This window comes from Caballeronia sordidicola, from assembly GCF_001544455.2.
Taxonomy (GTDB): Bacteria; Pseudomonadota; Gammaproteobacteria; order Burkholderiales; family Burkholderiaceae; genus Caballeronia; species Caballeronia sordidicola.
The window spans coordinates 194,239-216,625 of the sequence record NZ_FCOC02000010.1 but is presented as its reverse complement, the minus strand read 5'-3'; the positions used below and the strand labels follow the sequence as shown (position 1 = coordinate 216,625).

Annotated in this window: 22 protein-coding genes; 13 read left to right on the top strand and 9 right to left on the bottom strand. The window is 60.3% G+C overall.

Going from position 1 to position 22,387, the window contains the following annotated elements; genetic code table 11:
- Window positions 1-103: 103 nt before the first annotated feature.
- Window positions 104-997 (bottom strand): methylisocitrate lyase, encoded by an 894-nt coding sequence (gene prpB / locus AWB64_RS17745; protein WP_060856736.1) that lies wholly within the window; start codon window positions 995-997, stop codon window positions 104-106.
- A 166-nt stretch (window positions 998-1,163) separates the two neighbouring features.
- On the opposite strand from prpB, the gene prpR reads away from it, so the two are divergent.
- A complete protein-coding gene (gene prpR / locus AWB64_RS17740) occupies window positions 1,164-3,062 on the top strand; it encodes a propionate catabolism operon regulatory protein PrpR (protein ID WP_060856735.1) in 1,899 nt (632 codons plus the stop codon).
- A 4-nt stretch (window positions 3,063-3,066) separates the two neighbouring features.
- Here prpR and AWB64_RS17735 read toward each other — a convergent pair whose 3' ends face one another.
- Window positions 3,067-3,372 (bottom strand): DUF2288 domain-containing protein, encoded by a 306-nt coding sequence (locus AWB64_RS17735; RefSeq protein WP_060856734.1) that lies wholly within the window; start codon window positions 3,370-3,372, stop codon window positions 3,067-3,069.
- A gap of 245 nt (window positions 3,373-3,617) precedes the next feature.
- On the opposite strand from AWB64_RS17735, the gene pcaQ reads away from it, so the two are divergent.
- Both pcaQ and AWB64_RS17725 read left to right on the top strand, forming a co-directional pair.
- A complete protein-coding gene (pcaQ, locus tag AWB64_RS17730) occupies window positions 3,618-4,607 on the top strand; it encodes a pca operon transcription factor PcaQ (protein WP_060856733.1) in 990 nt (329 codons plus the stop codon).
- A gap of 272 nt (window positions 4,608-4,879) precedes the next feature.
- Complete coding sequence (locus AWB64_RS17725; protein ID WP_063493232.1) at window positions 4,880-5,248, top strand: response regulator; 369 nt, start codon at window positions 4,880-4,882, stop codon at window positions 5,246-5,248.
- A 22-nt stretch (window positions 5,249-5,270) separates the two neighbouring features.
- On the opposite strand, the gene AWB64_RS17720 is transcribed toward AWB64_RS17725, so the two are convergent.
- The gene (locus tag AWB64_RS17720; protein WP_060856731.1) at window positions 5,271-5,984 is read right to left on the bottom strand and encodes a lysophospholipid acyltransferase family protein; all 714 of its coding nucleotides are present in this window, start codon (window positions 5,982-5,984) and stop codon (window positions 5,271-5,273) included.
- Window positions 5,985-6,227: 243 nt separating this feature from the next.
- Here AWB64_RS17720 and pip point away from each other — a divergent pair, with 243 nt between their 5' ends.
- The 4 genes from pip (at window position 6,228) to AWB64_RS17700 (ending at window position 12,309) form a co-directional block, all read left to right on the top strand.
- Entirely contained in the window at window positions 6,228-7,289 is a 1,062-nt protein-coding gene (pip, locus tag AWB64_RS17715; protein ID WP_060856730.1) for a prolyl aminopeptidase, read from the top strand.
- Window positions 7,290-7,432: 143 nt separating this feature from the next.
- Entirely contained in the window at window positions 7,433-7,855 is a 423-nt protein-coding gene (locus AWB64_RS17710) for a hypothetical protein (protein WP_060856729.1), read from the top strand.
- A 558-nt stretch (window positions 7,856-8,413) separates the two neighbouring features.
- Window positions 8,414-9,205: a hypothetical protein gene (locus tag AWB64_RS17705; protein ID WP_060856728.1), complete on the top strand. Its 792-nt coding sequence runs from the start codon at window positions 8,414-8,416 to the stop codon at window positions 9,203-9,205.
- Window positions 9,206-9,345: 140 nt separating this feature from the next.
- Window positions 9,346-12,309 carry a putative bifunctional diguanylate cyclase/phosphodiesterase gene (locus AWB64_RS17700; protein ID WP_099050555.1) on the top strand — a complete coding sequence of 988 codons (2,964 nt, stop codon included), beginning with the start codon at window positions 9,346-9,348 and terminating at the stop codon, window positions 12,307-12,309.
- A gap of 12 nt (window positions 12,310-12,321) precedes the next feature.
- On the opposite strand, the gene AWB64_RS17695 is transcribed toward AWB64_RS17700, so the two are convergent.
- Both AWB64_RS17695 and AWB64_RS31945 read right to left on the bottom strand, forming a co-directional pair.
- Window positions 12,322-12,531 carry a hypothetical protein gene (locus tag AWB64_RS17695; RefSeq protein WP_060856727.1) on the bottom strand — a complete coding sequence of 70 codons (210 nt, stop codon included), beginning with the start codon at window positions 12,529-12,531 and terminating at the stop codon, window positions 12,322-12,324.
- Window positions 12,532-12,700: 169 nt separating this feature from the next.
- Window positions 12,701-12,871 (bottom strand): hypothetical protein, encoded by a 171-nt coding sequence (locus tag AWB64_RS31945; protein ID WP_167353926.1) that lies wholly within the window; start codon window positions 12,869-12,871, stop codon window positions 12,701-12,703.
- On the opposite strand from AWB64_RS31945, the gene AWB64_RS17690 reads away from it, so the two are divergent.
- The 4 genes from AWB64_RS17690 to AWB64_RS17675 all read left to right on the top strand — a co-directional run bounded on the left by AWB64_RS17690 (window position 12,870) and on the right by AWB64_RS17675 (window position 16,960).
- Window positions 12,870-13,865, top strand: coding sequence for a sugar ABC transporter substrate-binding protein (locus tag AWB64_RS17690; protein ID WP_060856726.1), 996 nt, complete (start codon window positions 12,870-12,872; stop codon window positions 13,863-13,865). The two genes, AWB64_RS31945 and AWB64_RS17690, sit on opposite strands and share 2 nt — an antisense overlap.
- Before the next feature lie 80 nt (window positions 13,866-13,945).
- Window positions 13,946-14,932: an ABC transporter permease gene (locus tag AWB64_RS17685; RefSeq protein WP_060856725.1), complete on the top strand. Its 987-nt coding sequence runs from the start codon at window positions 13,946-13,948 to the stop codon at window positions 14,930-14,932.
- Window positions 14,933-14,945: 13 nt separating this feature from the next.
- Window positions 14,946-15,728, top strand: a complete 783-nt coding sequence (locus tag AWB64_RS17680) for an ATP-binding cassette domain-containing protein (RefSeq protein ID WP_060856724.1) — start codon at window positions 14,946-14,948, stop codon at window positions 15,726-15,728.
- 5 nt (window positions 15,729-15,733) lie between these two features.
- On the top strand, window positions 15,734-16,960 hold the full coding sequence (locus AWB64_RS17675; protein WP_082850524.1) for an ROK family transcriptional regulator: 1,227 nt from the start codon (window positions 15,734-15,736) through the stop codon (window positions 16,958-16,960).
- A 117-nt stretch (window positions 16,961-17,077) separates the two neighbouring features.
- Here the strand turns inward: AWB64_RS17675 and AWB64_RS17670 are convergent, their stop codons facing one another.
- Complete coding sequence (locus tag AWB64_RS17670; protein ID WP_060856723.1) at window positions 17,078-17,332, bottom strand: GlsB/YeaQ/YmgE family stress response membrane protein; 255 nt, start codon at window positions 17,330-17,332, stop codon at window positions 17,078-17,080.
- 227 nt (window positions 17,333-17,559) lie between these two features.
- Between AWB64_RS17670 and AWB64_RS17665 the strand changes: the two genes are divergently transcribed.
- The gene (locus AWB64_RS17665; RefSeq protein ID WP_060856722.1) at window positions 17,560-18,063 is read left to right on the top strand and encodes a hypothetical protein; all 504 of its coding nucleotides are present in this window, start codon (window positions 17,560-17,562) and stop codon (window positions 18,061-18,063) included.
- A gap of 34 nt (window positions 18,064-18,097) precedes the next feature.
- Here the strand turns inward: AWB64_RS17665 and AWB64_RS17660 are convergent, their stop codons facing one another.
- Complete coding sequence (locus tag AWB64_RS17660; RefSeq protein ID WP_060856721.1) at window positions 18,098-18,973, bottom strand: lipid A biosynthesis lauroyl acyltransferase; 876 nt, start codon at window positions 18,971-18,973, stop codon at window positions 18,098-18,100.
- Window positions 18,974-19,367: 394 nt separating this feature from the next.
- Here AWB64_RS17660 and AWB64_RS17655 point away from each other — a divergent pair, with 394 nt between their 5' ends.
- Window positions 19,368-19,670 carry a YciI-like protein gene (locus AWB64_RS17655; protein ID WP_060856720.1) on the top strand — a complete coding sequence of 101 codons (303 nt, stop codon included), beginning with the start codon at window positions 19,368-19,370 and terminating at the stop codon, window positions 19,668-19,670.
- A gap of 16 nt (window positions 19,671-19,686) precedes the next feature.
- Here AWB64_RS17655 and AWB64_RS17650 read toward each other — a convergent pair whose 3' ends face one another.
- On the bottom strand, window positions 19,687-20,718 hold the full coding sequence (locus AWB64_RS17650; protein ID WP_208603288.1) for a LysR family transcriptional regulator: 1,032 nt from the start codon (window positions 20,716-20,718) through the stop codon (window positions 19,687-19,689).
- A 188-nt stretch (window positions 20,719-20,906) separates the two neighbouring features.
- The gene (locus AWB64_RS17645; RefSeq protein ID WP_060856757.1) at window positions 20,907-22,241 is read right to left on the bottom strand and encodes a mechanosensitive ion channel family protein; all 1,335 of its coding nucleotides are present in this window, start codon (window positions 22,239-22,241) and stop codon (window positions 20,907-20,909) included.
- Between the last annotated feature and the right edge of the window lie 146 nt (window positions 22,242-22,387).

Below are 22,387 nucleotides of genomic sequence, written 5' to 3'. Positions count from 1 at the left end.
CACCTGAAAGCGCGACGGATTTTTTCGGTTTGAAGCCGCCGGCAGCGGGTGCTTCTTTTGTCAGGGTATCGCTCATTTGTTTCAGTCTCCTGAATGAACACCGTTACTTTGCCTGGTTGAACAGCGCGTCGAGCTTCTGCTCGAAGTCGTGGTAACCAATGCTCTTGTACAGTTCCTCGCGCGTTTGCATGGTGTCGAGCACATTCGCTTGCGTGCCATCGGTGCGAATTGCGCGATACACGTTTTCCGCGGCCTTGTTCATTGCGCGGAAAGCGGAGAGCGGATACAGCACGATGGAAACATCCACGCTGCGCAATTCCTCGACAGTGAAAAGCGGCGTCGATCCGAACTCCGTGATGTTGGCAAGCACCGGGACCTTCACGGCATCGACGAATTGTTTGTACATCTTGAGATCGGTCATCGCTTCCGGGAAGATCATGTCCGCGCCGGCCTCCACACACGCGCGCGCACGGTCGATCGCCGCGTCCAGGCCTTCCACCGCAAGGGCGTCGGTACGCGCCATGACGACGAAGTTCGCGTCGGTGCGGGCGTCGACAGCGGCCCTCACTCGATCTGCCATTTCCTGCTGCGAGACGATCGCCTTGCCCGGCCGATGACCGCAGCGTTTCGCGCCCACCTGGTCTTCGATATGCATCGCGCCGGCGCCGGCCTTGATCAGCGACTTGACCGTGCGCGCAATGTTGAAGGCGCTCGGGCCGAAGCCGGTATCGACGTCGACCATCAGCGGCAGGTCGCATACGTCGGTTATGCGGCGGACGTCGGTGAGGACGTCGTCGAGCGTGGAAATGCCGAGGTCGGGCAGTCCCAGCGATCCGGCCGATACGCCGCCGCCCGACAGGTAAATTGCCTTGAAGCCGGCATGCTGGGCGAGCAGCGCGTGATTCGCATTGATCGCGCCGACGAGTTGCAGGGGCTTCTCGGCCGCGACCGCCGCGCGGAACTTCGCGCCGGCGCTTAGTGTTGCAGCTGTACTCATATCAGGTCTCCGTTGATCACGCCTTATAGCGCAAGTTGTCTGCCAGTACGTCAAGTCATTGATTGAGAACAGATTAGCCTTTTTTGTCGGCGGCTGAAAATTTCATAAATGCAATGAGATATTGCAAAATTGAATTAAACTCTGGCATCTTCAATCGAGTTCTGTCATGAATCCTCCTCCACGTATCTGGGCCGTCGGTATCAGCAAATTGCGCGATCTGTATCGCGACATGGCGGCCGAATATGACGGCATTGCCGATCTGAGGATCGTGCCGCTCGGGTACGAGGACGCCGTGCATGAGATCGAAAACGCCGGCGATGCGCGCCCGGACGTGGTGGTGGCTGCCGGATCGAACGGGGCTTATCTCAAGGTGCGGATTGGCGTGCCGGTCGTGCTGGTGAACCCGACCGGATTCGACGTCATGCACGCACTGGCGCGCGCGCGGCGCGAGGGTGATCCAGTCGGTCTCGTGATGCATGGCGAAACGCCCGCCGAAGTGGCGCGCTTTTTCCGGGCGTTCGGCGCGGCGATCGAATGTGCGTCGTATGTGTCTGCGGAGGATGCGGAATCGTGCGTGCTGGACTTGCGCGATCGCGGGGTGCAGACGGTCGTCGGGCCGGGACTTGTCACGGAACTCGCTGAAAAGGCCGGCATGAAGTCGGTGTTCCTGTACTCGCGCGCCTCGGTTCAGGGCGCGTTCGAAACCGCGCTCGAAGTGGCCCGTGCAACGCTTGGCGAGACGCAGCGCCGCCGCAGGCTGGATCAGGTCCTGCAACATCTGCGCGATGGCGTGATTGCGCTTGCCGCCGATGGCCGTATAGAAGCGCTGAGCGGCAAGATGGCCGAGATGCTACAGCTTGCGCCGTCGCAAGTGGTCGGCAGGCGCTTGCGTGACCTGGCGCCCGAGGTGGCGAGCGCGGTGCCGAGCGAGCCCGGCGAGTCGCTGGAAACGGTACGCGGGACGAATTATGTGGTGCATCGAAGCGCCTGGGGGGATGCATCGGCGGCATCGGGTTCCATCGTCACGTTTCAGGAGTCGATGGCGTTGCAGCGCATGGACCGGTCGGTGCGCACGCGGCAACGCGCACCGGCCCTCACGACGCGATACAAAATCGGCGACCTGAACGGCGGCAGCCACGCGATCGAGCAGATTCGACAGCGCGCGCGCCGTTATGCCCGCTCGGACGCCACCGTGCTGATTCGCGGTGAAAGCGGCACAGGAAAAGAACTCGTCGCGCAGGGTATTCACAGCGAAAGCGCGCGGCGTGACTTTGCTTTTGTCGCGTTCAATTGCGGCGCGTTTCCGGAGACGCTTCTGGAAAGCGAATTGTTTGGCTACGAAGAGGGCGCATTTACTGGCGCGCGGCGTGGCGGCAAGGCGGGGCTGATTGAATCGGCGCATCGCGGCACGCTTTTCCTCGATGAAATCGGCGAAATGCCGTTACCGCTGCAAAGCCGTTTGCTGCGCGTGCTGCAAGAGCGCGAGGTTGTACGGCTGGGTTCCACGGAGCCGCTACAGGTCGATGTGCGGATCGTCGCGGCAACGCACCGCGCGTTGAGCGAGCGCGTGAAGACGGGCGAGTTTCGCGCGGACCTTTACTATCGGCTGAATATCTTGAATCTGACGCTGCCGCCGTTGCGCGAGCGGTCGGCTGACGTACCGGCGCTGGCTGCACAGTTGTTGTGGCGCACCGGGCGGCTTGCTTCGCCGGATGCCGCGCTCAAGACGCTCGAACCGGTAATGCCAATGCTCGTGGCTTATGCATGGCCCGGAAACGTGCGCGAATTGCAGAACGTGATTGAACGGATTTCGGTCGAACTGGAAGACACGGCTGCGAAGCCGTTGAAGTTGACACCCAGGCTAATGAGATCGATTGCGCCGGAACTCGAGGAAACAACGTCGAATTCAAACGTGGAATCGCTCAAGGCGCGCAGCCGCAAGGTGGAGGCGGACGAAATACGCTCGATGCTGGATTCGTTCGGCGGCGACCGTGATAGAACGGCGAAGGCGCTGGGTATCAGCAAGACCACGCTCTGGCGCAAACTGACGCCGCGTCCGGCGTAAGAGATCAGCCGCGTTCCTGCACGCAAACCCACGGCGACACCACCACGGCCCACAATTCCGGGTTGCGTTCAGCAAGATCGGCGGCGGTCTCGGCGGTCGTGCGTTCGAGCAACCCTGAGGAGAGCCATTCGGTCACTTGCCGGGTATCGTCACTCGCAACGGCTTCGGCCACGCTGACCAGATCGATATCGCGCGCCACTTTCAGCAGCACGCCGCGCGCAAAAAAACGCTGCAGTTCGGACCATTCTATCTGGGCGGTTTCCGAGAAGAGCTTGAGGTAAAGCGGGCTGGGAGATTGATCGTCTTTCATGGCGCAATGCAGGCGGGTTCGAGCGTTCGACATCATAAACCATCAATACCGTACGCCCGGTCTTGCCCCATGGCGGTAGTTTCTCGAAGGTCGAGGAACATCGTTTCCTTCGGGTCTTGCAGATGGGTATGAAAGAGCGGAAACAAGAAAGCAGGGCATTCGCCTCCACATTTTGATCGACACTTTATCTAAGCGATGAAGTTATGGAAAATGTCGTTTCGTGCATTCAGACATAACCTATCGTCATGGATAACGAATCCTCGTTTAGCGCTGCGTCCGCCTCCCCGCTCGGCAGTCTGACCAGCGGGCGGATCAAGTTCCGGCATCTGCAATGTTTCCTGGCTGTGATGCAGTTCGGCAGCGTGCAGCGTGCCGCGGATAGTCTTTCGATCACGCAGCCGGCGGTATCGAAGACGATTGCGGAACTCGAATCCATCCTGAGCGTGCGTTTGTTCGAACGCGGCCGGCGCGGCGCCGAGCCCACGCGCGAAGGACGTCTGTTTGCGCCGCATGCCGCCGCGTGCGTGGGCGCGTTGCGCGAAGGCGTGGACGAATTGTCCCGGCATGGGATCGAGCATCCCGGCACGGTTTCGCTCGGCGTTCTGCCCACGGTCGGGTCTGTCTTGCTGCCGCCAGTGCTTGCAGCGTTTCGAGCGCGGTGGCCGGGGGTGTCGGTGAAAGTATGGACGGGGTCGAACTCGCAGTTGCTCGAACGCCTCAAATCCGCCGATGCCGATCTGGTCATCGGCCGGCTGTCCGAACCCGAAGGCATGCTCGGGATGACCTTCGAGCAGTTGTATCGCGAACCGCTGACGGTCGTGGTTCGTCACGATCATCCGCTCGTACACGAAAACAGTGTCACGGCTGCGTTGCTTGCGCGATTTCCAGTAGTGGTGCCGCCATTCGGGACGTTGATCCGCCAGTCGGCCGAGAGCGTACTGACGGCGTTTGGGGCGCAGGCCTTGAGTTCGCTGATCGAGACATTGTCGGTGTCGCTCGGGCGCGCTCTTGCATTGCACAACGACGCGGTTTGGTTCGTGCCGTGGAGCGTGGTCGAGCATGACATCGCGTTGAAACTCTTGGCGCGCTTGCCCATGCCTTTCGCCAGCGCAGATGAATCCATCGGTCTGATCCTCCGTCATGATCGCGCGAGGCGGGCGGCACTTGAGGATCTTATTGATGCAATCCGCGACGCAGGACGCGAGCGCGAAACGGTGCGCATCGGTATGAAATAGCTGGCCTTAAGTCTTGCTGCAGGCACTTGTTACCGCGCGAGCGGCATCGGCAAAACCCCATTAGCATACGTGCGATAAAAGCTATATAAGTGGCTCGAAGCAAGTGCTCCAAAAACAAGCGACGCGTATTGCGTGAAGCAGCGATGCATTTCGCCTACAGGCAAAACGTACTGTAAGCATGGGCAAGATATCTGCGTGCAACCAATTCCCGCTTTGTGATGTCTCACTGCCCAGACCTCATTGACCAAGACGCCATCAAAGCCGCCCGCAAGATGAAAACCGTATTGCTCGTCGACGACGATCCCGAGACTATCGAAGCGTGGACCCTGTGCATGCAATCGCAGGAATGCAGGGTGCTGTCCGCGTTCGACGGCAACGGCGCGCTCGCGTTACTGGGCGAAAACAGCGTGGACATTGTGGTGTCCGACTGGAAGATGCCGGGGCTTGGCGGCGCGTTGCTATGCCAGACCATGAAGACCAATTCGGCGATGGCGCACATTCCCTTCCTGATGATTTCGGGGCATCCGCATCCACCGGCTTTCGTTCATTACGATGGTTATCTGCAAAAGCCCGTCGAGGTGGAAGCGTTGTTGTCAGCGGTGGACAGGCTGTGCGCCGCCAAGCGCCGCCGGCCTTTTTGAGCCGGCGCGCGGGAGCGGTTGCTCATGCAAGCCGCGCCATCTCCTTCTCCATGCGTTCCTGAGCGAGCCGGTTCAACTCCTGAGGCACCACACAATCAGCGGGCAACGGCGGCAACACGATCACGCGAATATGGCCGGGCTGATCCGGCCAGCCTTTGGCCGGCCAGTACTTCCCCGCGTTGTGCACGACCGGCACGGCGGGCACCTGCGTGGAACACGCGAGGCGCACTCCGCCCGACGCCAGCTTCAACGGCGCGTCATGCGCCACCCGCGTGCCTTCGGGAAAGATCACCACGACGTCGCCCAGCGCAAGCTTCCCTGCACATTCGCGCGTGACGGCCTGATGCGCCTGACGCGGCGAACCGCGATCCAGGCTCACCATGTCGAGGCCTTTCAGCACCCAGCCGAAGAACGGGATACGCTTGAGATCGCTTTTGAATACAAAACTGATCCGGCGTGGAAACAGCGCCATGAAGGCAAGCGTTTCCCACGTCGATTCGTGCCGGCACAGCATGATGAACGGCTCGTCCGGCAGGTTTTCGAGTCCTTCCACCGAACACGACACGCCGGTAATCACGCGCATCATCTTGACCATTGCGCGGCACCATTGCTTCGCGAGCCAGTAGCGGCCGCTGCGGCCGACAAATGGAAACAAAGGCAGAATCAGGATGGACCACACTGTGCCGCTGCCAAGCAGGTAGGTCGCGAATAGCCACTTGACGAAGGTTCGATGCATTAAGTATCAGGCGATGGTAAAAACTTGGCTGAAGCGCCGCGAAAGGCGGGAGGACACAGGCCGCCATCGGGTCCGGCGGCCTGAGTTCGGCAAACGTGAGCAACCACGGCGCGCGAAACCCGAAGGATAGCGTGTGCGGCGATCCGTGTCCTGATTCCAAAATCCGGCAGGGCGGCGCGGTCACTCGTGCAGACACACAGTCAGATACAGGGAGGCGCTTGATCTCTCTTCAACGGAGTTCCAATGACGGACGATGCAGGCAACGAAGTAAAGACCCCGGTTCCGGAAGATTTATCGGCTGCACAGGCGCCGGCTTTCGACGAAGGCATGCTCGATGTGGGCGATGGGCATTCGATCTATTGGCGCGCGCAAGGCCCGAAGGACGCGCCGGTGATGCTGATCGTGCATGGCGGCCCGGGCGGCGCCATGAACCTGAAGTGGGGAGACGTGCTGGATGCATCGAAGTGGCGGATGGTCTTCTTCGACCAGCGCGGTTGCGGCAAGTCCACACCCTTTGGCAAGCTGGAACATAACGGCACGAAGGAACTCGTCAGCGACATGGAAAAGCTGCGGGTGTTGCTCGGCATCGAAAAGTGGGCATTGTTCGGCGGCTCGTGGGGCACGACGCTCGCGCTGAGCTACGGCGTGACGCATCCGGAGCGCTGCCGCGGCTTCTTGCTGCGCGGGATTTTCCTCGCTCGCCGGCAGGATATCGACTGGTTCCTGTGGGACGTGCAGCGTGTGTTTCCCGACGCACATCGCAAGTTTCTCGATGCAATCGAAGCCGCGAGCGGCGAGTACCCGCTCAACGCGGCTGAAATCCTGTCGCTGACCGGCGCGCCGCTCGCCCGTTTCGACGAAGCCGGCATCAAGCTCGCACGAGCATGGTCCGGATATGAAGCCACGCTGTCGGTGGTGAACAAGCCTGTGGCGACCAAAGCCGACGCTGCCGAAGCCGCCGGCACTGAGCCGGCCCGGCCCCAGGCATCGCCCGAGGAGACGCGCGAATCCAACGCTGCTGCCATCTCCATGTCGCTGCTCGAACATCACTACATGGCGCATGAGCTGCCGCCCGAGCCGTTGTTGCCTCGCATTGGCAGGATCGCGCATCTGCCGTGCGTGCTCGTGCACGGCCGCTTCGACATGGTGTGTCCCGCGGATCAGGCGCTCGCGCTCGCCGACGCTTGGCCTCGCGCCCAGCTTTCAATAGTCGATGCAGCCGGCCATTGGACCTTTGAACCCGGCAATGTGACCGCGCTCAAGGCAGGCGGCGAATTTCTTGCGCGCGCACTGACCGCAGGTTGATGGACAAGAGTTTGCGGCGCTTCGACAAGTTCCGCACGAGGGGCGCCAAGCGGTAAATTTGGGACGGCAATGGTACGATCCGGCCTTGCAACTCTCGGCGGGCCGTACCCGTCGAACGGTAATCAAGTTACGGAGGCAACCCGATGGCCCAACAGAAAACCAACCCGAAACTGGAGCAGGCGCTGACTCGCGGCGACCTTGCCATCCGTCAGGCCAACTCTGGCCGCGCAACCGCTGTGCTGCGCGCGCTTGGCAAGATGATTGTGGAGGCATCGGCAACGATTGGCGTGGAAGCGTTTGTGGTGATCCACGACGGCGACAAGATTTACGACCCGGTCGATGGCATGTGGCCGCAACAGCTCCTGGTGTCGCTGGACGGTCCAGTGGAAGACGCGGACCCTGACGAGTTGCGCACGGTCACGCTGATGGCCGACACGCCGGCAACCGTCCTGCGCTGCGAATGGCAGCGGGCGGACGGCAAGATCGGCCGCCAGGAAGGACGTCCGCTCGCAATGGTCGCATTCATCACCGACGTGGACATTCCCTGGCTGGACGACGAAGACTGAAGCGCACCCGGAATTTCCCCAGCGGATGTCAGGACATCCGCTGGACGTGACCACAATGCCCAATGGCGCCCGCGCTTTATTCAAGAGTTGGAAACGATTTCCAATATGCCTCTAACCTGCAATAACACGCCGTAGCGAAGTAGACTGGAAGAAAATACTGTCGCCGCCGATTTCAGTCATTTTTTCCTGTTTTCATTTGCCCGCTGCAAAGCTCGAATATGCTTTTTCTAAACACAAGGCACAGCTGCTTTATATAAACACGCACGTTGCGGGTGCATGTCCCGGCCAAGAACACTTAACCCGAATTCCCAATAATCCCTGAATTCCGCCGTATCTCCGAATAGATTTTCATAATACGAAATTAATCGAGTTAAAACTACGGATAAAACCTGAAAAGCATTAGGAATGTCGTTTTTTTAGATTTCTTCAAAGTTTTAACAACCATCCCTTACCCCGTCAATTGCCTTTAGGCGAGACTTAAATCGTCGTGCATGTGGCTTGCATAAAGTCAAGCGCATCGCGGCATCCTCCTTCTCGCCACAAATTGGGGTAACAAAAATGGAAAAGCTCGATCATGCGGACCAAAGCAGCATTTTATGCGGTCGCCTTATGGACCAACGCGCCGGGTTAGAAACGCTGGAGTGTGCGGTAGAAACGCTCAGAAAGCGCGAATCCATGCCATTTACTATTCGGATAGTTCGAGAAAGTGCCGATCTCGAGAAAGTCGTCGATATCCGGCGCCTTGCCTATGCGCGGCATTTGCCGTCCTTCGCCGCCAAGCTTGGCATTGAAGAGTGCGATCGCGATGCAGGCGTGGCGGTGCTTCTCGCGGAGTCGAAACTCGATGGCGCGCCGGTTGGCACAATGCGTATTCAAACGAATGAATATACGCCCCTGGCTGTGGAACAATCCGTGCGTCTGCCTGAATGGCTGGCTAACAGCCGGCTCGCCGAAGCGACACGGCTGGGTGTGGCGGGCGGTGGTATTGGGCGGGTCGTTAAAGTAATGCTCTGCAAGGCACTGTGGCTTTATTGCGAGCAGCAGCTTGTCGATTATATGGTTATCACGGCGCGTGCGCCGCTCGACCGTGAATATGAAGCGATGCTGTTTGAGGACGTATTCGGTGAAAGGGAATTCCTGCCAATGGCGCATGTTGGCGGATTACCGCACCGGGTGCTTGCCAAGGACGTCATGGCGGCGCGCCGCCGTTGGCAGGAAGCGAAACATCCGTTATTCAGGTTCATGGTTCACACCGATCATCCGGATCTCAATCTGGAGATGCCGGATTTATCTTTCCGTCCGGAACCGGTACGATGCCCGGAAGCATCGCAACTTAGCTTTGGCAGGTAATAAGAGATAGCCCGTCGGCCTGACTGCCGAGGTCACAGGAGAAGGTGGTGGCGATTCAACCGGGTAGTTAATAACGTTGTTTCGCCACTACTTTTGCGGCTTGCGTCATGCACGTCATGCATTACGGGGGAAATCCAGGTATGGCGTTGGGTGCCTTATTTTCGCGGGCCAAGTCCGGATTTACCGGGTCGAATATCGATCGGTTCCTGTACGCGTTCGCCGTTTATATTGTTCCCACTCTTATCGCTCTCGGCACCGTCGCAACCCTGATCTGGGGCACGCAGCAATTCGATTCGAAGGGCGGGCTCACGTTGCCCCTGCACGTGGTGAAGGATCCGGGCGGTACGCTCGATCCGGCTTCGGCGTTGCAGCGCATGCCTGGCGCCGTGACCACTAACCGCTTCAATACCCGACTGTCGGAAGAACCCTTCTGGTTTGAATTCACCGTTCCCAGCATGAGTTCGGAACAGTCCACTTATGCGGAACTTCCTTCCCGGCACGCGCAAACGCTGTCGTGCTGGGTGGCGTCGAGCCTGCAATCGCTGGGGACCGCCAACCGGCTGAGCACGACCAATGAGCTTGCGCCGGTCAAGGCCGGATTCTCATTGCATCTCGGCCACCTGGTTCAATCCGTGAGCGTGCTGTGCCGTGGCACGTTCTCCGGCCCGGCGCAGATCACGGCGCTCGCCTGGAACGGTCCGGCGTTGCGCAATGCGGCGCTCGACTTCGAGGAAAGCTCGGGGTTGATTGCGGGCGGCTTGCTGACGCTAGCCGTGTTTGTTTTCGTCACGGCGATGATCAACCGCGAATGGACCTACGTGATCTTCGCGGTCTGGCTGGTCGGTAATTTGCGGCTTTGCGCCAACGCAATGGGATGGGACATGCAATGGCTCGGGCGCGTCATTCCGCCCGAGTACATGCAAAGCCTGCGGCAACTGACATTCGCCGCGTATTACCTGCTGACAGCCGCGTTGTTCGCCTCGCTGTTTCGCCGCGAACTGAAGGCGATCGGCTATAGATGGCTGCTGAGGATCATCCAGTATGTCGGACTTGTGCTGTTGGGCGCGGCCATCGCGCTTCCTTATTCGCGATTTATTCCAACGCTTTGGGTAATCACGGGCTTTGGCGTATTCGTATTGATTTTCCTGCTTGCGCGGCTGGTGTGGATTACGCGTTCGCGCACTGTGTTGTGGTATGTCGGGTCGCTTGCGATCGTGCTGTTCGCCACATTCTCCGAAGTAATGGGCGCGGCGTTCGGCATCAAGCTGCTGGTCGGAGGCGTGAATACCGTGATGGCGGCGTTGTCGTCGAGCATGATGGCGGCGTTTGCCATCGCCGAACAAATGCGGGCGGAGCGCGAGCGTCGCCGGCAAGCGCAGACGGAATTGCGCAACACGTACGACGTGACGCCCATCGGCTTGTTTACCCTCGATACCGCCGGTCACTTCGTGCGCGCCAACCCCGCGCTGCGTTCCATGCTCGCGTTGCAGAAATCCGAGTACAAGGTGCGGCACTGGAACGATTACTTCGAATCGGGGGCATGGGGGGCGCTGCAGGCGCTGGCGTCGAAGGGCAGCGAGGGCGAACTTGAAATGGGCGGTGCGCACTCGCGCGGCAATGGCGAACGGCGCTTCCTGCTGAAGGCCACGCGCTCGAACGGCTGGATCGAGGGCTCGCTGCAGGACGTGACGGAGCGCTCGAAGGCTATCGAGCGCTTGCGCTTTCTGGTTGCGCACGATCCGCTCACGGGCTCGCTCAACCGGCGTGGTGTTGAGAAGGCGATTGCAGCGCAAAGCGAAGAGGCGTCGTCGTGGGCGCTTGCTTATGTGGATCTCGATCGTTTCAAGCTCGTGAACGATCTCTTCGGGCATCGCGCCGGCGACGAAGTCCTCAAGCAGGTCGCGGCGCGTACCCGTGCGCTGTTTGGAACGGCTTTTCCGTTCGGACGCATCGGCGGCGACGAATTCGTATGCGTGATGAGCGGCATGTCGATAGACGAAGCCGTCGACTGTTGCCAGCAATTGATGAGCGCGTTGAGCGACACGCCGTATCAGGTCGGCAATCGCGCGTTCCAGGTCAAGGCGTCCGTTGGACTGGTCGAATGCTCGACGGGCGTGCGCGTGCAGGATGCGCTTTCGCACGCGGATCGTGCGTGCCGCGAGGCCAAGAAAAGCTCCAACGTAAGAATGGTGACGTATCGCAAAGGTGCGGCGGCGTTCGAGGAACGCGCAGAGGAACTGAAGCTTGTGGAAACGCTGGGACGCAATCGACTGCCGCCCGGATTATTCCTCGTGATGCAGCCGATCATGTCGCTTACCGCGCCGACCGAGTCGCTGAATTTCGAAGTGCTGTTGCGCATGCGCGCGCCCGACGGCGCGACGCTGCCCGCGGGCAAGGTGATCGTGGCGGCGGAAGAGTCGGGGAATATTGCGGCCATCGACAAATGGGTGATTACCACGCTGCTCGAATGGATCGAGAAGCATCAGGCTTCGCTTCGGAATACGCGGTTTATCTGCGTGAATCTGAGTGGCGGGTCGCTGAACGACGAGCAGTTCATGGAAGATGCCTTCGCGCTGTTCGCACGTTACCGGCATGTGGTGCCTTACCTGTGTCTTGAGATTACTGAGAGTGTCGCGTTGCACGATCTTGGCAATACGCAGCGGTTTATCGCGCGGGTGCATGATCTGGGTGGCAAGATCGCGCTCGACGACTTCGGGGCGGGATACACGTCGTTCAAGTATCTCAAGGATCTTTCCGCCGATGCCCTCAAGATAGACGGCGAGTTTATCCGCACGATGTGCGCGCATCCGGCCGATATCGCCATTGTCGAGGCGATTGTTGCGCTGGCCCGCAATCTTGGGATGCGCAGCGTGGCGGAATGGGTCGAGGATATCGATACGCTGCGCGCGCTGAAGGACATCGGCGTTGATTATGTGCAGGGTTTCCTGATCGCCAAACCGCAGGAAAGCGGCGCAATTCTTGGCGCGGTTTCCGCCGCCAGTTTCGTGAAAGACCCGGACGTGATCGAGTTTATCGACCGGATTGCCGGCGACAAGGCGCTGGCGTTCTCGTTTGATCTTGTCGACAAGGCCGGGCTGCACTAGGGCGTACTTTACTTAGTCCGTCTTCATCTCTTTCAATATCTTCGTCGCCGCAATCGGGATACGCGTGTCATCCCACTGCGCGAGCCATTGCACTTCCTTCGTCGTGAAAAAGCCCGGCTTGTTGCGCAAGGCAAATTGCAACGCGTCGACAACGTGGTCGCGAATGATCTGCGGCGAATCTTCGCTCGTAACAACGGCGTGAAGGGCTTCAAGTGCGCTCATGATGCGTGACACCCATATGGTTGATAAAAATGCTGGTAAACCATAACCGGAGAAAATTCCGGAAAACAATTCAATTTGCCAGGTTTCCTGTTTCTTCCTCCTGCTTGGTGTTTATCCGTAGACGCGCCGCAACAATCGGCCTTCGCAACGCGCGTGCGAATACCTGGATTTATTTTCCGTCGTTCATGTTGCGGCGCACTTCACTCATCAAGCGGCTTTTCTTGACTTGTCCTTCCACCGCTGCTGTACTAAATAAAGTCAATTGATTTAGTCGACAAACGGACCTCAAGCGCTTCTCTCCCGGAAAGCGCCGGTCCATAAAAACAGTGGAGCGAGACATGAAAAATCTTCGGCGTGCCGCCGTCCGTGCGTCTTTCCTTGGCTTGGCCGTTGCATCGATTCTCGGTTCAGGCGTCGCTTTGGCCGCGGACCAGATCGCCATCGGGCTGATTACCAAGACCGAAACGAATCCGTTCTTCGTCAAGATGAAGCAGGGCGCCGAAGAGGCCGCCACCAAAGGCGGCGTGAAACTGATCACCGCCAGCGGCAAGTTCGACGGCGACAATGCCAGCCAGGTCACCGCTGTGGAAAACATGATCACGGCCGGCGTCAAGGCCATCCTGATTACGCCGAGCGACACCAAGGCCATTGTCCCGACGCTCAAGAAAGCGCGTGCGGCAGGCATTCTCGTGATTGCCCTCGACACCCCGACCGAACCGCAGGACGCCACCGACGCGCTTTTCGCCACCGATAACTTCAAGGCGGGCGTGCTGATTGGCGAGTATGCAAAGGCGTCGCTCGGCGGCAAGCCCGCGAAGATCGCGACGCTCGATCTGGCTCCGGGCGTGTCGGTCGGCGTGCTGCGTCATAACGGCTTCCTGCAGGGCTTCGGCGTGAAGGAAGGCGATCCGTCGATTGTCTGCAGCCAGGACACGCGTGGCGATCAATCGAAGGGCCAGACGGCGATGGAAAACTGCCTGCAGAAAGTGCCGGATATCAACCTCGTCTATACGATCAACGAGCCGGCTGCGGCAGGTGCTTATCGCGCGCTCAAGGCAGCGGGCAAGGACAAGGGCGTGATGATCGTGTCTATCGACGGCGGCTGCGAGGGCGTGCGCAATGTGAAGTCGGGCAACTTCGCCGCGACCTCGCAGCAATATCCGCTCGTGATGGCGGCGCAAGGTGTGCAGGCGGGTATCGACTACGCGAAGACGGGCAAGAAGGCGACCGGCTATCACGACACGGGCGTGACGCTCATCACCGATAAACCCGCCAACGGCGTCACCGCCAAGGACACGAAGTTCGGCCTGGATAACTGCTGGGGCAACAAGTAAGCTGCCACGCCGCATGCCGTGCTGAGTGCCTGAACGCAGCATGCGGCGCCTTTTGTTTGTCGCTGTCGAGGTCCCGAATCATGACGCAATCCACCTCTCCCACGGCCAGCCGCACAGCGTTCGCCGACCGCTTGCCGTCACTCACGGACATTGGCCCGCTCGCCGCGCTCGTGATCGCCTGCGCGTTTTTCATCTGGCAAAGCAACCGCTTCCTGTCGATCCAGAACCTCTCGCTGATCCTTCAGCAAACCATGGTCGTGGCCGTGATCGCCATTGGCCAGACGCTGATCGTGCTGACTGGCGGTATTGACCTGTCGTGCGGCATGGTGATGGCGTTCGGCTCCATCATCATGACCAAGTTCGCCGTGACGCTTGGCATACCGCCCGTGCTTGCAATCCTATGCGGCGTCGGTGCAAGCGCATTATTTGGATTACTGAACGGTGCCTTGATCACGAAGATCAAGTTGCCGGCGTTTATCGTGACGCTTGGCACGCTCAACATTGCGTTCGCATTGACGCAGGTCTATTCGAATGCCGAGAGCGTCACGAACCTGCCCGACGCCATGATGTTCTTCGGCACCACGTTTCATCTCGGCGGCGCGGAAGTCACGTATGGCACGGTGCTGACCCTGCTGATGTATCTGGTCGTGTGGTTCGTACTGCGCGATACCGTGCCTGGGCGCCATCTCTACGCGCTTGGAAACAACGCCGAAGCGGCGCGGCTGATGGGGCTTTCGTCGCAGAAGATCCTGATCACCGTGTACACGCTCGCGGGATTTTTCTACGGCATTGCGGCGTTGTTGTCCGTGGCGCGAACGGGCGTGGGCGATCCGCAAGCCGGGCAGACGGAGAACCTCGATTCCATCACGGCGGTCGTGCTCGGCGGCACAAGCCTCTTCGGCGGACGCGGCACGATTGTCGGCACGTTGCTGGGTGCGCTGATTGTCGGCGTGTTTCGCAACGGCCTGACGCTGATCGGCGTGTCGTCGGTTTATCAAATCCTGATCACCGGCATTCTGGTGATTCTCGCGGTTGCCGCGGACAAGCTCGCGCGGCCTCGCGCTTAAAGGAGTCACGGCCATGAACGACACACGCAAGCTTGTCCTGGAAGCGCGCGGCGTCATCAAGCGCTACGGCTCCGTCACCGCGCTCGACGGCGTCGATTTCGAACTGCTGCCCGGCGAGATCATGGCGGTCATCGGCGATAACGGCGCGGGAAAATCGTCGCTGATCAAGGCACTTTCGGGCGCGCTCGTGCCGGACGAAGGTGAGATCCTGCTCGATGGCAAGCCCGTCCATTTCCGCAGTCCGCTCGATGCCCGCGCGCAAGGCATAGAAACCGTGTACCAGGATCTCGCGGTCGCGCCGGCCATGAGCATCGCGGAAAACCTGTTTCTCGGGCGCGAGCTCAAGCGTCCGGGCGTGCTCGGCTCGGTATTCAAGATGATCGACAAGCGACGCATGCTGCAGGAAGCCATCGCCCATATGGAAGGCTTGCAGATCGGCATCCGCTCCATGAAACAGGCGGTCGAAACGCTTTCCGGCGGTCAGCGCCAGGGCGTTGCGGTGGCGCGCAGCGCGGCTTTCGCACGGCATGTCGTGATCCTCGATGAACCCACCGCCGCGCTCGGCGTGAAGGAATCCAACATGGTGCTGGAGTTGATCCGGCGCGTGCGCGATCGCGGCTTGCCGGTGATCCTGATCAGCCACAACATGCCGCATGTGTTCGAAATCGCTGACCGCATCCATATCCAGCGCCTTGGGCGGCGTGCGGCGCTTGTCAATACGCGCGACATCCATATGTCCGAGGCGGTGGCGATCATGACCGGCGCCAAGCAGGCCGACGTCCAGGCGATTGCCTGAGCGCAATGAGCCCGCCCACGGCCACGTCCGGCGCGACGTCCCCTACAACGTCCAGCGCGACCCCCAAACCGGCCGGCATGCGGCAAATGAACGAGCGCATCGTGCTGCAGGCGGTGCGCGTACATGGGCCGCTGCCCAAATCGGATATCGCGAGGTTGACGCGCTTGAGTTCGCAGACTGCGTCGCTGATCGTGGATCGTCTGATCGATGACGGCCTGCTTGCGCGCGAACCAAGAACGCGCGTACAGGGGCGCATGGGACAGCCGTCCGTGCCGATCTCGCTGCGCGCGGACGGCGCGTTTTCCATCGGCGTGAAAGTGGGGCGGCGCAGTCTTGATGTGCTGACCATGGATTTCGCGGGTCAGGTGCATGCGCGCGAGACGACTGGTTATGCATATCCCGATCCGCGCACGGTGTTCAAGCTGCTTGCCGGCAAACTCGATCAGATGATAAACGCGCTCGCCGATAACGCCGGCAAGGTGGTCGGTATCGGCGTGGCGGCGCCTTTGTGGCTGGGCGGATGGCGCACCTTCTTCGACACGCCGCCCGAGGTCTTCGCCGCTTGGAACGAGATCGATATTCGCGCGCGCGTCCAGGCGCTCACGGCGTTGCCCGTGGAGTTCGCGAAGGACACGACCGCTGCATGCGCCGCCGAGTTGTTGATGGGACAAGGACGCGGATTGCGCGATTTCCTGTATGTGTTTATTGGTACCTTTATTGGCGGTGGTCTCGTGATCGATGGCCGCCTGCATGCCGGACCAAAGGGCAATGCGGGTGCGGTCGGATCGTTTCCGCTCAGGTCCGAAGGCGCACCGCAGTTGCTGAACGTTGCATCTGTCTACGTGCTCGAGAAGCGCTTCACGGAAGCCGGATTTCCCGCGGCGGCCGCGCACGATCAGCGCGCGCTCTCGGCGCAATTGTGGCCGCTGTGCGATGCGTGGCTTCGGGATGCGTGTCCCGCGCTGGCATCGGCGATTGCTTCGGCGGCGGCGTTGGTCGACCTTGACGCCATCGTGATCGACGGCGAGCTTGATCGGGCGTTGTTGCGCGAGGTGTTGAGCCGTACGAACGCCGCGCTCGATGCGTTCGACTGGCAAGGCATGCTGCGTCCGCGTTTGGTGGAAGGCGAGATTGGCGCCGATGCGCGGGCCATGGGCGGCGCGATTTTGCCGCTCTACGCGCACTTCGCACCGCGCCATGTGCTGTTCCTGAAGTCGGGACTGAGTGTCTAATGCTTTTGTTACTGATTTTGCGCATAAAAAAGGCTGTTCCAGCTTTCGCCGGAACAGCCTTTTCAGCCGAGTGCATCAGGCGAGGTTCCGCCGCATGCGAGTGCGTATAAATGCCAGTCAGGCCCGGCGTTTCGTCACGAGCCCCCAGATCACCAGCAGAATGATTGCGCCGATCACCGACGCGATCCAGCCAGCCGGTTGTCCTTCCTGGTACCAGCCCATCGCGCGGCCTGCATAGCCCGCTATCAGCGAGCCGGCAATGCCGAGCACGATCGTCATGATCCAGCCCATGCTGTCGTCGCCGGGTTTGATCGCACGGGCGATCAAACCAATGATGCCCCCGACGATAATGGTGCCGATTAGTGAAAGCATAGAGATTCCTCCGAAGTGTTGGCGAGTGTCCCGGGTTGTCCGGGCGCTGGGCACGTGATGTCGTTGCGTAGACCGATCGGCCAGCGTCCAGGCATTTTCGACGATGCCGCCGCTTCTTGCAGTTAAAATTCGTCAATTCGACACTGCGCGGCGACGCCTTGCGTTCTTGTTTCACCTCGCACCGTCTTAATGCCATTAAACCGGCCACTCAAATAGAACACTGCTCCATGACTGTTTCCGATTCAGATCACGACCTCAACGCCGAAGAAGACAATACGATTCACGAGGCGCGTCTATGGCGCGACGACGGCTGGACGGCCCGCGTGATCAAGAACGAGGACGACGACGGCTGGGCCGTCGAGATGATCAAGGATGGCGAAGCAGAACCTGCGCTCACGGGTCCGTGGACCATGGGCCGCGACAAGAAGAACCCCAAGCCGCTTGACCCGAACGCATTTCGCACGCTGATCAAGACTGCGTCCGAAGTATTGCGCCGCCACGAGCAGCAGCGCCATGCGATGCTTCATAAGGATGTGACGGTTCGCGCGAACGGAGAAGACGTTACCGTGACGCTGGATATCGTCCCTGACGAGGACGATCCCTACGCGGATCTGAAGGCGCTCGACATGTTCGGCGCGGTGCTGGCGCACGTGCGCGTCCCGGCGGGATTCAAGTTCAGCAAGACGAGCGCTCAGGCGTGGGTGGACAACGATTTCCGAAAGCCGGAATAAGCGCCCGTGATAAGCGGCAAGACCTACGGGCCGGTCAGTACACAGCCGGCGCGCCCTCGGGCCGATGCTTGAATCGCCGATGCACCCAGTAGTACTGTTCCGGAAATCGCTCCACTTGCGATTCAAGAAACTCGTTCATGCGGCGTGCGTCGATTTCATCGCTGTCTGACGGATAGTCGGCAAGCGGCTCGAAAATCGTCATCTTGTAGCCCTTGTAGTCAGGCAGCACTTCCGTGACGAACGGCACCACGCGCGCGCGGCCAAGCCGTGCAAGCCTCGACACCGACGTGAGCGTGCACGCCGGCACGCCGAAAAACGGCACGAACACCGAGTTTTCGATGCCGTGGTCCATGTCCGCTGCCAGCATGACCGATCCGCCGCCGCGCAGCAGCTTGAGAATGCGTCGCGCGCTGTCGGCACGCATCACCATGTCGGCGCCGAAGCGGCCGCGCTGTTCGATTGCGAGCGTGTTCAGCTTCTTGCTCGACATGGGCGTATAGAGCGCGGTGATGGGCAGTTTCATGGAATACAGCATGCAGCCCACTTCAATGGCGACGAAATGAAAACCCATGAAAATGGTGGGCGGGGCGTTTTCGTCGTCAAGATCGATGTGGCTTTCGAGTTTGACCAGCTTTTCGATGGCATTGGCCGTTCCGAACCATTGCACGCCGCGCTCTACATAACTGCGCACAACGTGACGAAAATGTGAACGCCCAAGGAGTTTGTATTCGGCTGCGGTCTTGCCTGGAAAACACAATTGCAGATTGACTTGCACAATATGTTTTCGACGGCTAGGAATGTAATAAAGCAGCGCTCCGAGTACGCTGCCCACGCGCGCGACCAAGCCATAAGGTAGCCGCGCGAGTGCGCGCAGCAGCGCTACGACGAGCGCAAAACCGAGATTGTTCAAGTTGGCCCTTTGAGACGGGCGGCGAACCAATGTGATGAGCGCCGGGTGAGGTTGAACTCCGGCGATCGGCCTGTAGCCGGATGCCGAAGAGGAGTTATGGCAAAAGCAGGCGCGGCGAGGGTCCGCGAGGAAAATGGAAAGAACGCTTAAAACGCGCAAGCAGGGGCAACTGGATCATCCGCTCGTGACATGGCGAGCCCGTGCGCCGCAGCTCGATTTGCACGAGCGTGCAGACATGACGCGTCTGAAACGTCGCCATGATCGCACACCCGGCGTGGCGGACGCAGTTTCTTCATTTTCCAAAGTTGCTTCGGGAAGATCCCGTTGCGAGTTTCAACGGCCCACAGGCTGCCCACAGACAGCCCACAGTCGGCCTCTAAACGGAGACAAGCGTATGTATCTGCTTTTGATTTATGAATTGAGCGACGACTATATGGCGCGGCGGGCGGCGTTCCGCGAGCGTCATCTGACGTATGCCTGGGCGGCGGTCGGGCGTGGGGAATTGCTGCTGGGTGGCGCGCTGGAGGCGCCCGTGGATCGCGCGATGCTGCTCTTCGATGCGGATTCGGCCGCCGTGCCTGAAGCATTCGCACGGGCCGATCCGTATGTGACCGAGGGATTGGTCACGCGCTGGGAAGTGCGCAAGTGGAACACAGTGGTGGGCGAGCAGGCGGCTCAGCCGATACGGCCAGCATGAGCGCCTGCACGTGCCGTCAAGATTCGCTGGCCGTTTCCTCGTCCTCGTGCGTGTCTTCGTCGCGGGTATCGAGTGAGTCGGTCGTCGCGCGCACCGGCTGGACCTGCCTCGGCGACATCGCCACCGGACGCCGCGCCGTGCGAAACAGCCGCGTGAGCGTATCGTCCATTTCCTGCGTGCGCTCGAACAGTTCCGCGAGCCAGTCCACGAACGCGCTCACCCGCGGCGCCGCTTGCCGGGTCTTGACGAACGCCACCGATACATTCATGGGCATCGACTTCCACTGCGGCAGCACTTCGCGCAATTCGCCCGAACGCAGGTACGGCAGCGCGGCAATGCGCGGCGGCTGGATCAGCCCGAGTCCTTGCAGGCCGCACGCGAGATACGCGTGCTCGTCGGTGACTTGCACGAACCCGGCCATTTTCACGGCCACAGCTTCGCCGTCGACTTCAAAGTCGAAATCGCACGGGCGTCCTGTACGCACCGACACGCAGTTCACCGCCACATGATGCGCGAGGTCATCGAGCGTCTTCGGCGTGCCGTGCGCTTCCAGGTAAGCGGGCGTTGCGCAGGTCACGTGCTCGAAGCTGCCGAGCCGCCGCGCGATCAGCCCGGAGTCCGGCAGTTCGCCAAGCTGAATGCTGCAATCGACGCCTTCGCCGACCAGATCGACGGCGCGGTTGCTCACGCCAATCGATAGCTCTATATGCGGGTAGCGCGCATGAAAATCCGGCAGCGCGGGCACGACCAGCGAGGTCGCGACGGTATCGGGCATCTCGATGCGCAAGCGGCCGCGCAAGCGCTCCTCGCGGCCATGAAAGCCCGATTCCAGGTCGTCGATATCCGCCACGATGCGCACGCAGCGCTCATAGCACGCGGCGCCTTCGGCCGTGAGATTGAGGCGCCGGGTCGTGCGTGCGAGCAATTGCACGCCGAGCAGCGCCTCGAGTTGTTGAATGGTCGTGGAAACAGTTGCGCGCGGCATGCCTAGGGACTCGGCGGCGCGGGAGAAACTGTTGGTATCTACGACGCGTATGAAAACACGCATGGCATGAACGCGATCGGTCACGGGAGTTTTCCTGTAGAAGCGATGAATGCGTTGACCGGCGTGATCCCTTCGATACTTCGAACATCAAAAAGGAATACCGGCAAGGTTCACACTTTAAGGATCAGGACGGTTCGCGTGAATACATAAAAATCGCGGATTCTTGCCTGCTTCTCCAGCCGTCTTTTCATTTACACCGTGGGCAGTTCACCGCGCAGACGCCCGTTGTCCGCATTGCCCATCAAGCTTTGAGTGGAAGCCGAATTGCTCGTTTGCACGCCGATGCGCGCGCCCACCAGCCCGCTCATGTCCGCGCCCGAAGGCGCTTGATACAGGCGCAAGCCCATTTCCGGAAGGATGGCTAGCAGGTGATCGAACACGTCGCCCTGGATGCGCTCGTACTGTGTCCATGCGGTGACCGCCGTAAAACAATACACCTCGATGGGAATGCCCTCCGACTGAGGCTCCATCATGCGAACCATCATCGACATGTCCTGCCGGATCTCCGGATGCCGCTGCAGATACGCAAGCCCATACGCGCGAAACGTGCCGATATTCGTCAGCCGCCGCCGGTTGGCCGGTTCGCTCGCGAGTTCGCCCAGGTTCTTGTTGGCTTGGTCGACCTCGAGCTGCTTTTCTTCCAGATAATCGTGCAGCAGGCGAAATTGCTTGAGATGCGCGGTCTCGGTATCGGTGAGAAAACGCACGCACGTGGCGTCGATGCGTAGCGTGCGCTTGATGCGCCGCCCGCCCGATTCGAACATCTGCCGATAGTTGCGGTAGCTCTCCGAAAAGAGCTTGTACGTAGGCACGGTCGTCACCGTGTTGTCCCAGTTCTGCACCTTCACGGTATGCAGCGCGATGTCCTTCACGAAGCCATCGGCGTTGGATTGCGGCATCTCGATCCAGTCGCCAATGCGCAGCATGTCATTCGATGTGAGCTGCGTGCTCGCCACCAGCGACAACAACGTGTCCTTGAAGACAAGCAGCAGCACGGCGGAAAGCGCGCCGAGGCCGGAGAGCATCCACAAGGGCGACCGGTCGATCACGATAGAGAGCACCAGCACGCCGCAGATCAGTGCGAGCGCGAGCTTGCCGATCTGTATATAGCCCTTGATGGAGCGCGTCTGCGCCTGCGTGCTCGCTGCATACACGTCCTGCCAGGCGCTCAGGGCGCCGCCCATGGCGAAGAACACGCAGATCCACGCGCCCGCGTGCGCGAGCCGCTCGATCAGGTCGGCAACGTGGCCTATGAAAGGCACCTCGCCAATGCCGATCGCGACCACGGCGAATGGCACCGCGTACCAAAGCTGGTGATAGGCGCGATGCCGGGCGAGCGCTTTGTCCCATGCGTCGTGCTCGGTCAGCACCAGCAGCCGATGCGCGAAGTAAAGGACGATCCGCGCGACCACCCACTGTGCAAACAGTGCAGCCAGCACGAGCAACAGCATGCCGAGCGCGAATTGCGCCCAGTGATGCGTAGGATAGTGCTGTTGCAATGTGTCGAGGATGGTGTCGAGAGTCATGCGCAAACAAGGAAGCGAAAGGATGGAACGGACACGGGCCGTGGGAGCGGCGACCTCGTATTGTGCATGAAAGGCGGCGCGGCGCTTGCACGAAACGGTTAAAGCACGCGTCATCAACGGCTTCATCTATTATTACTGCCTTGTGC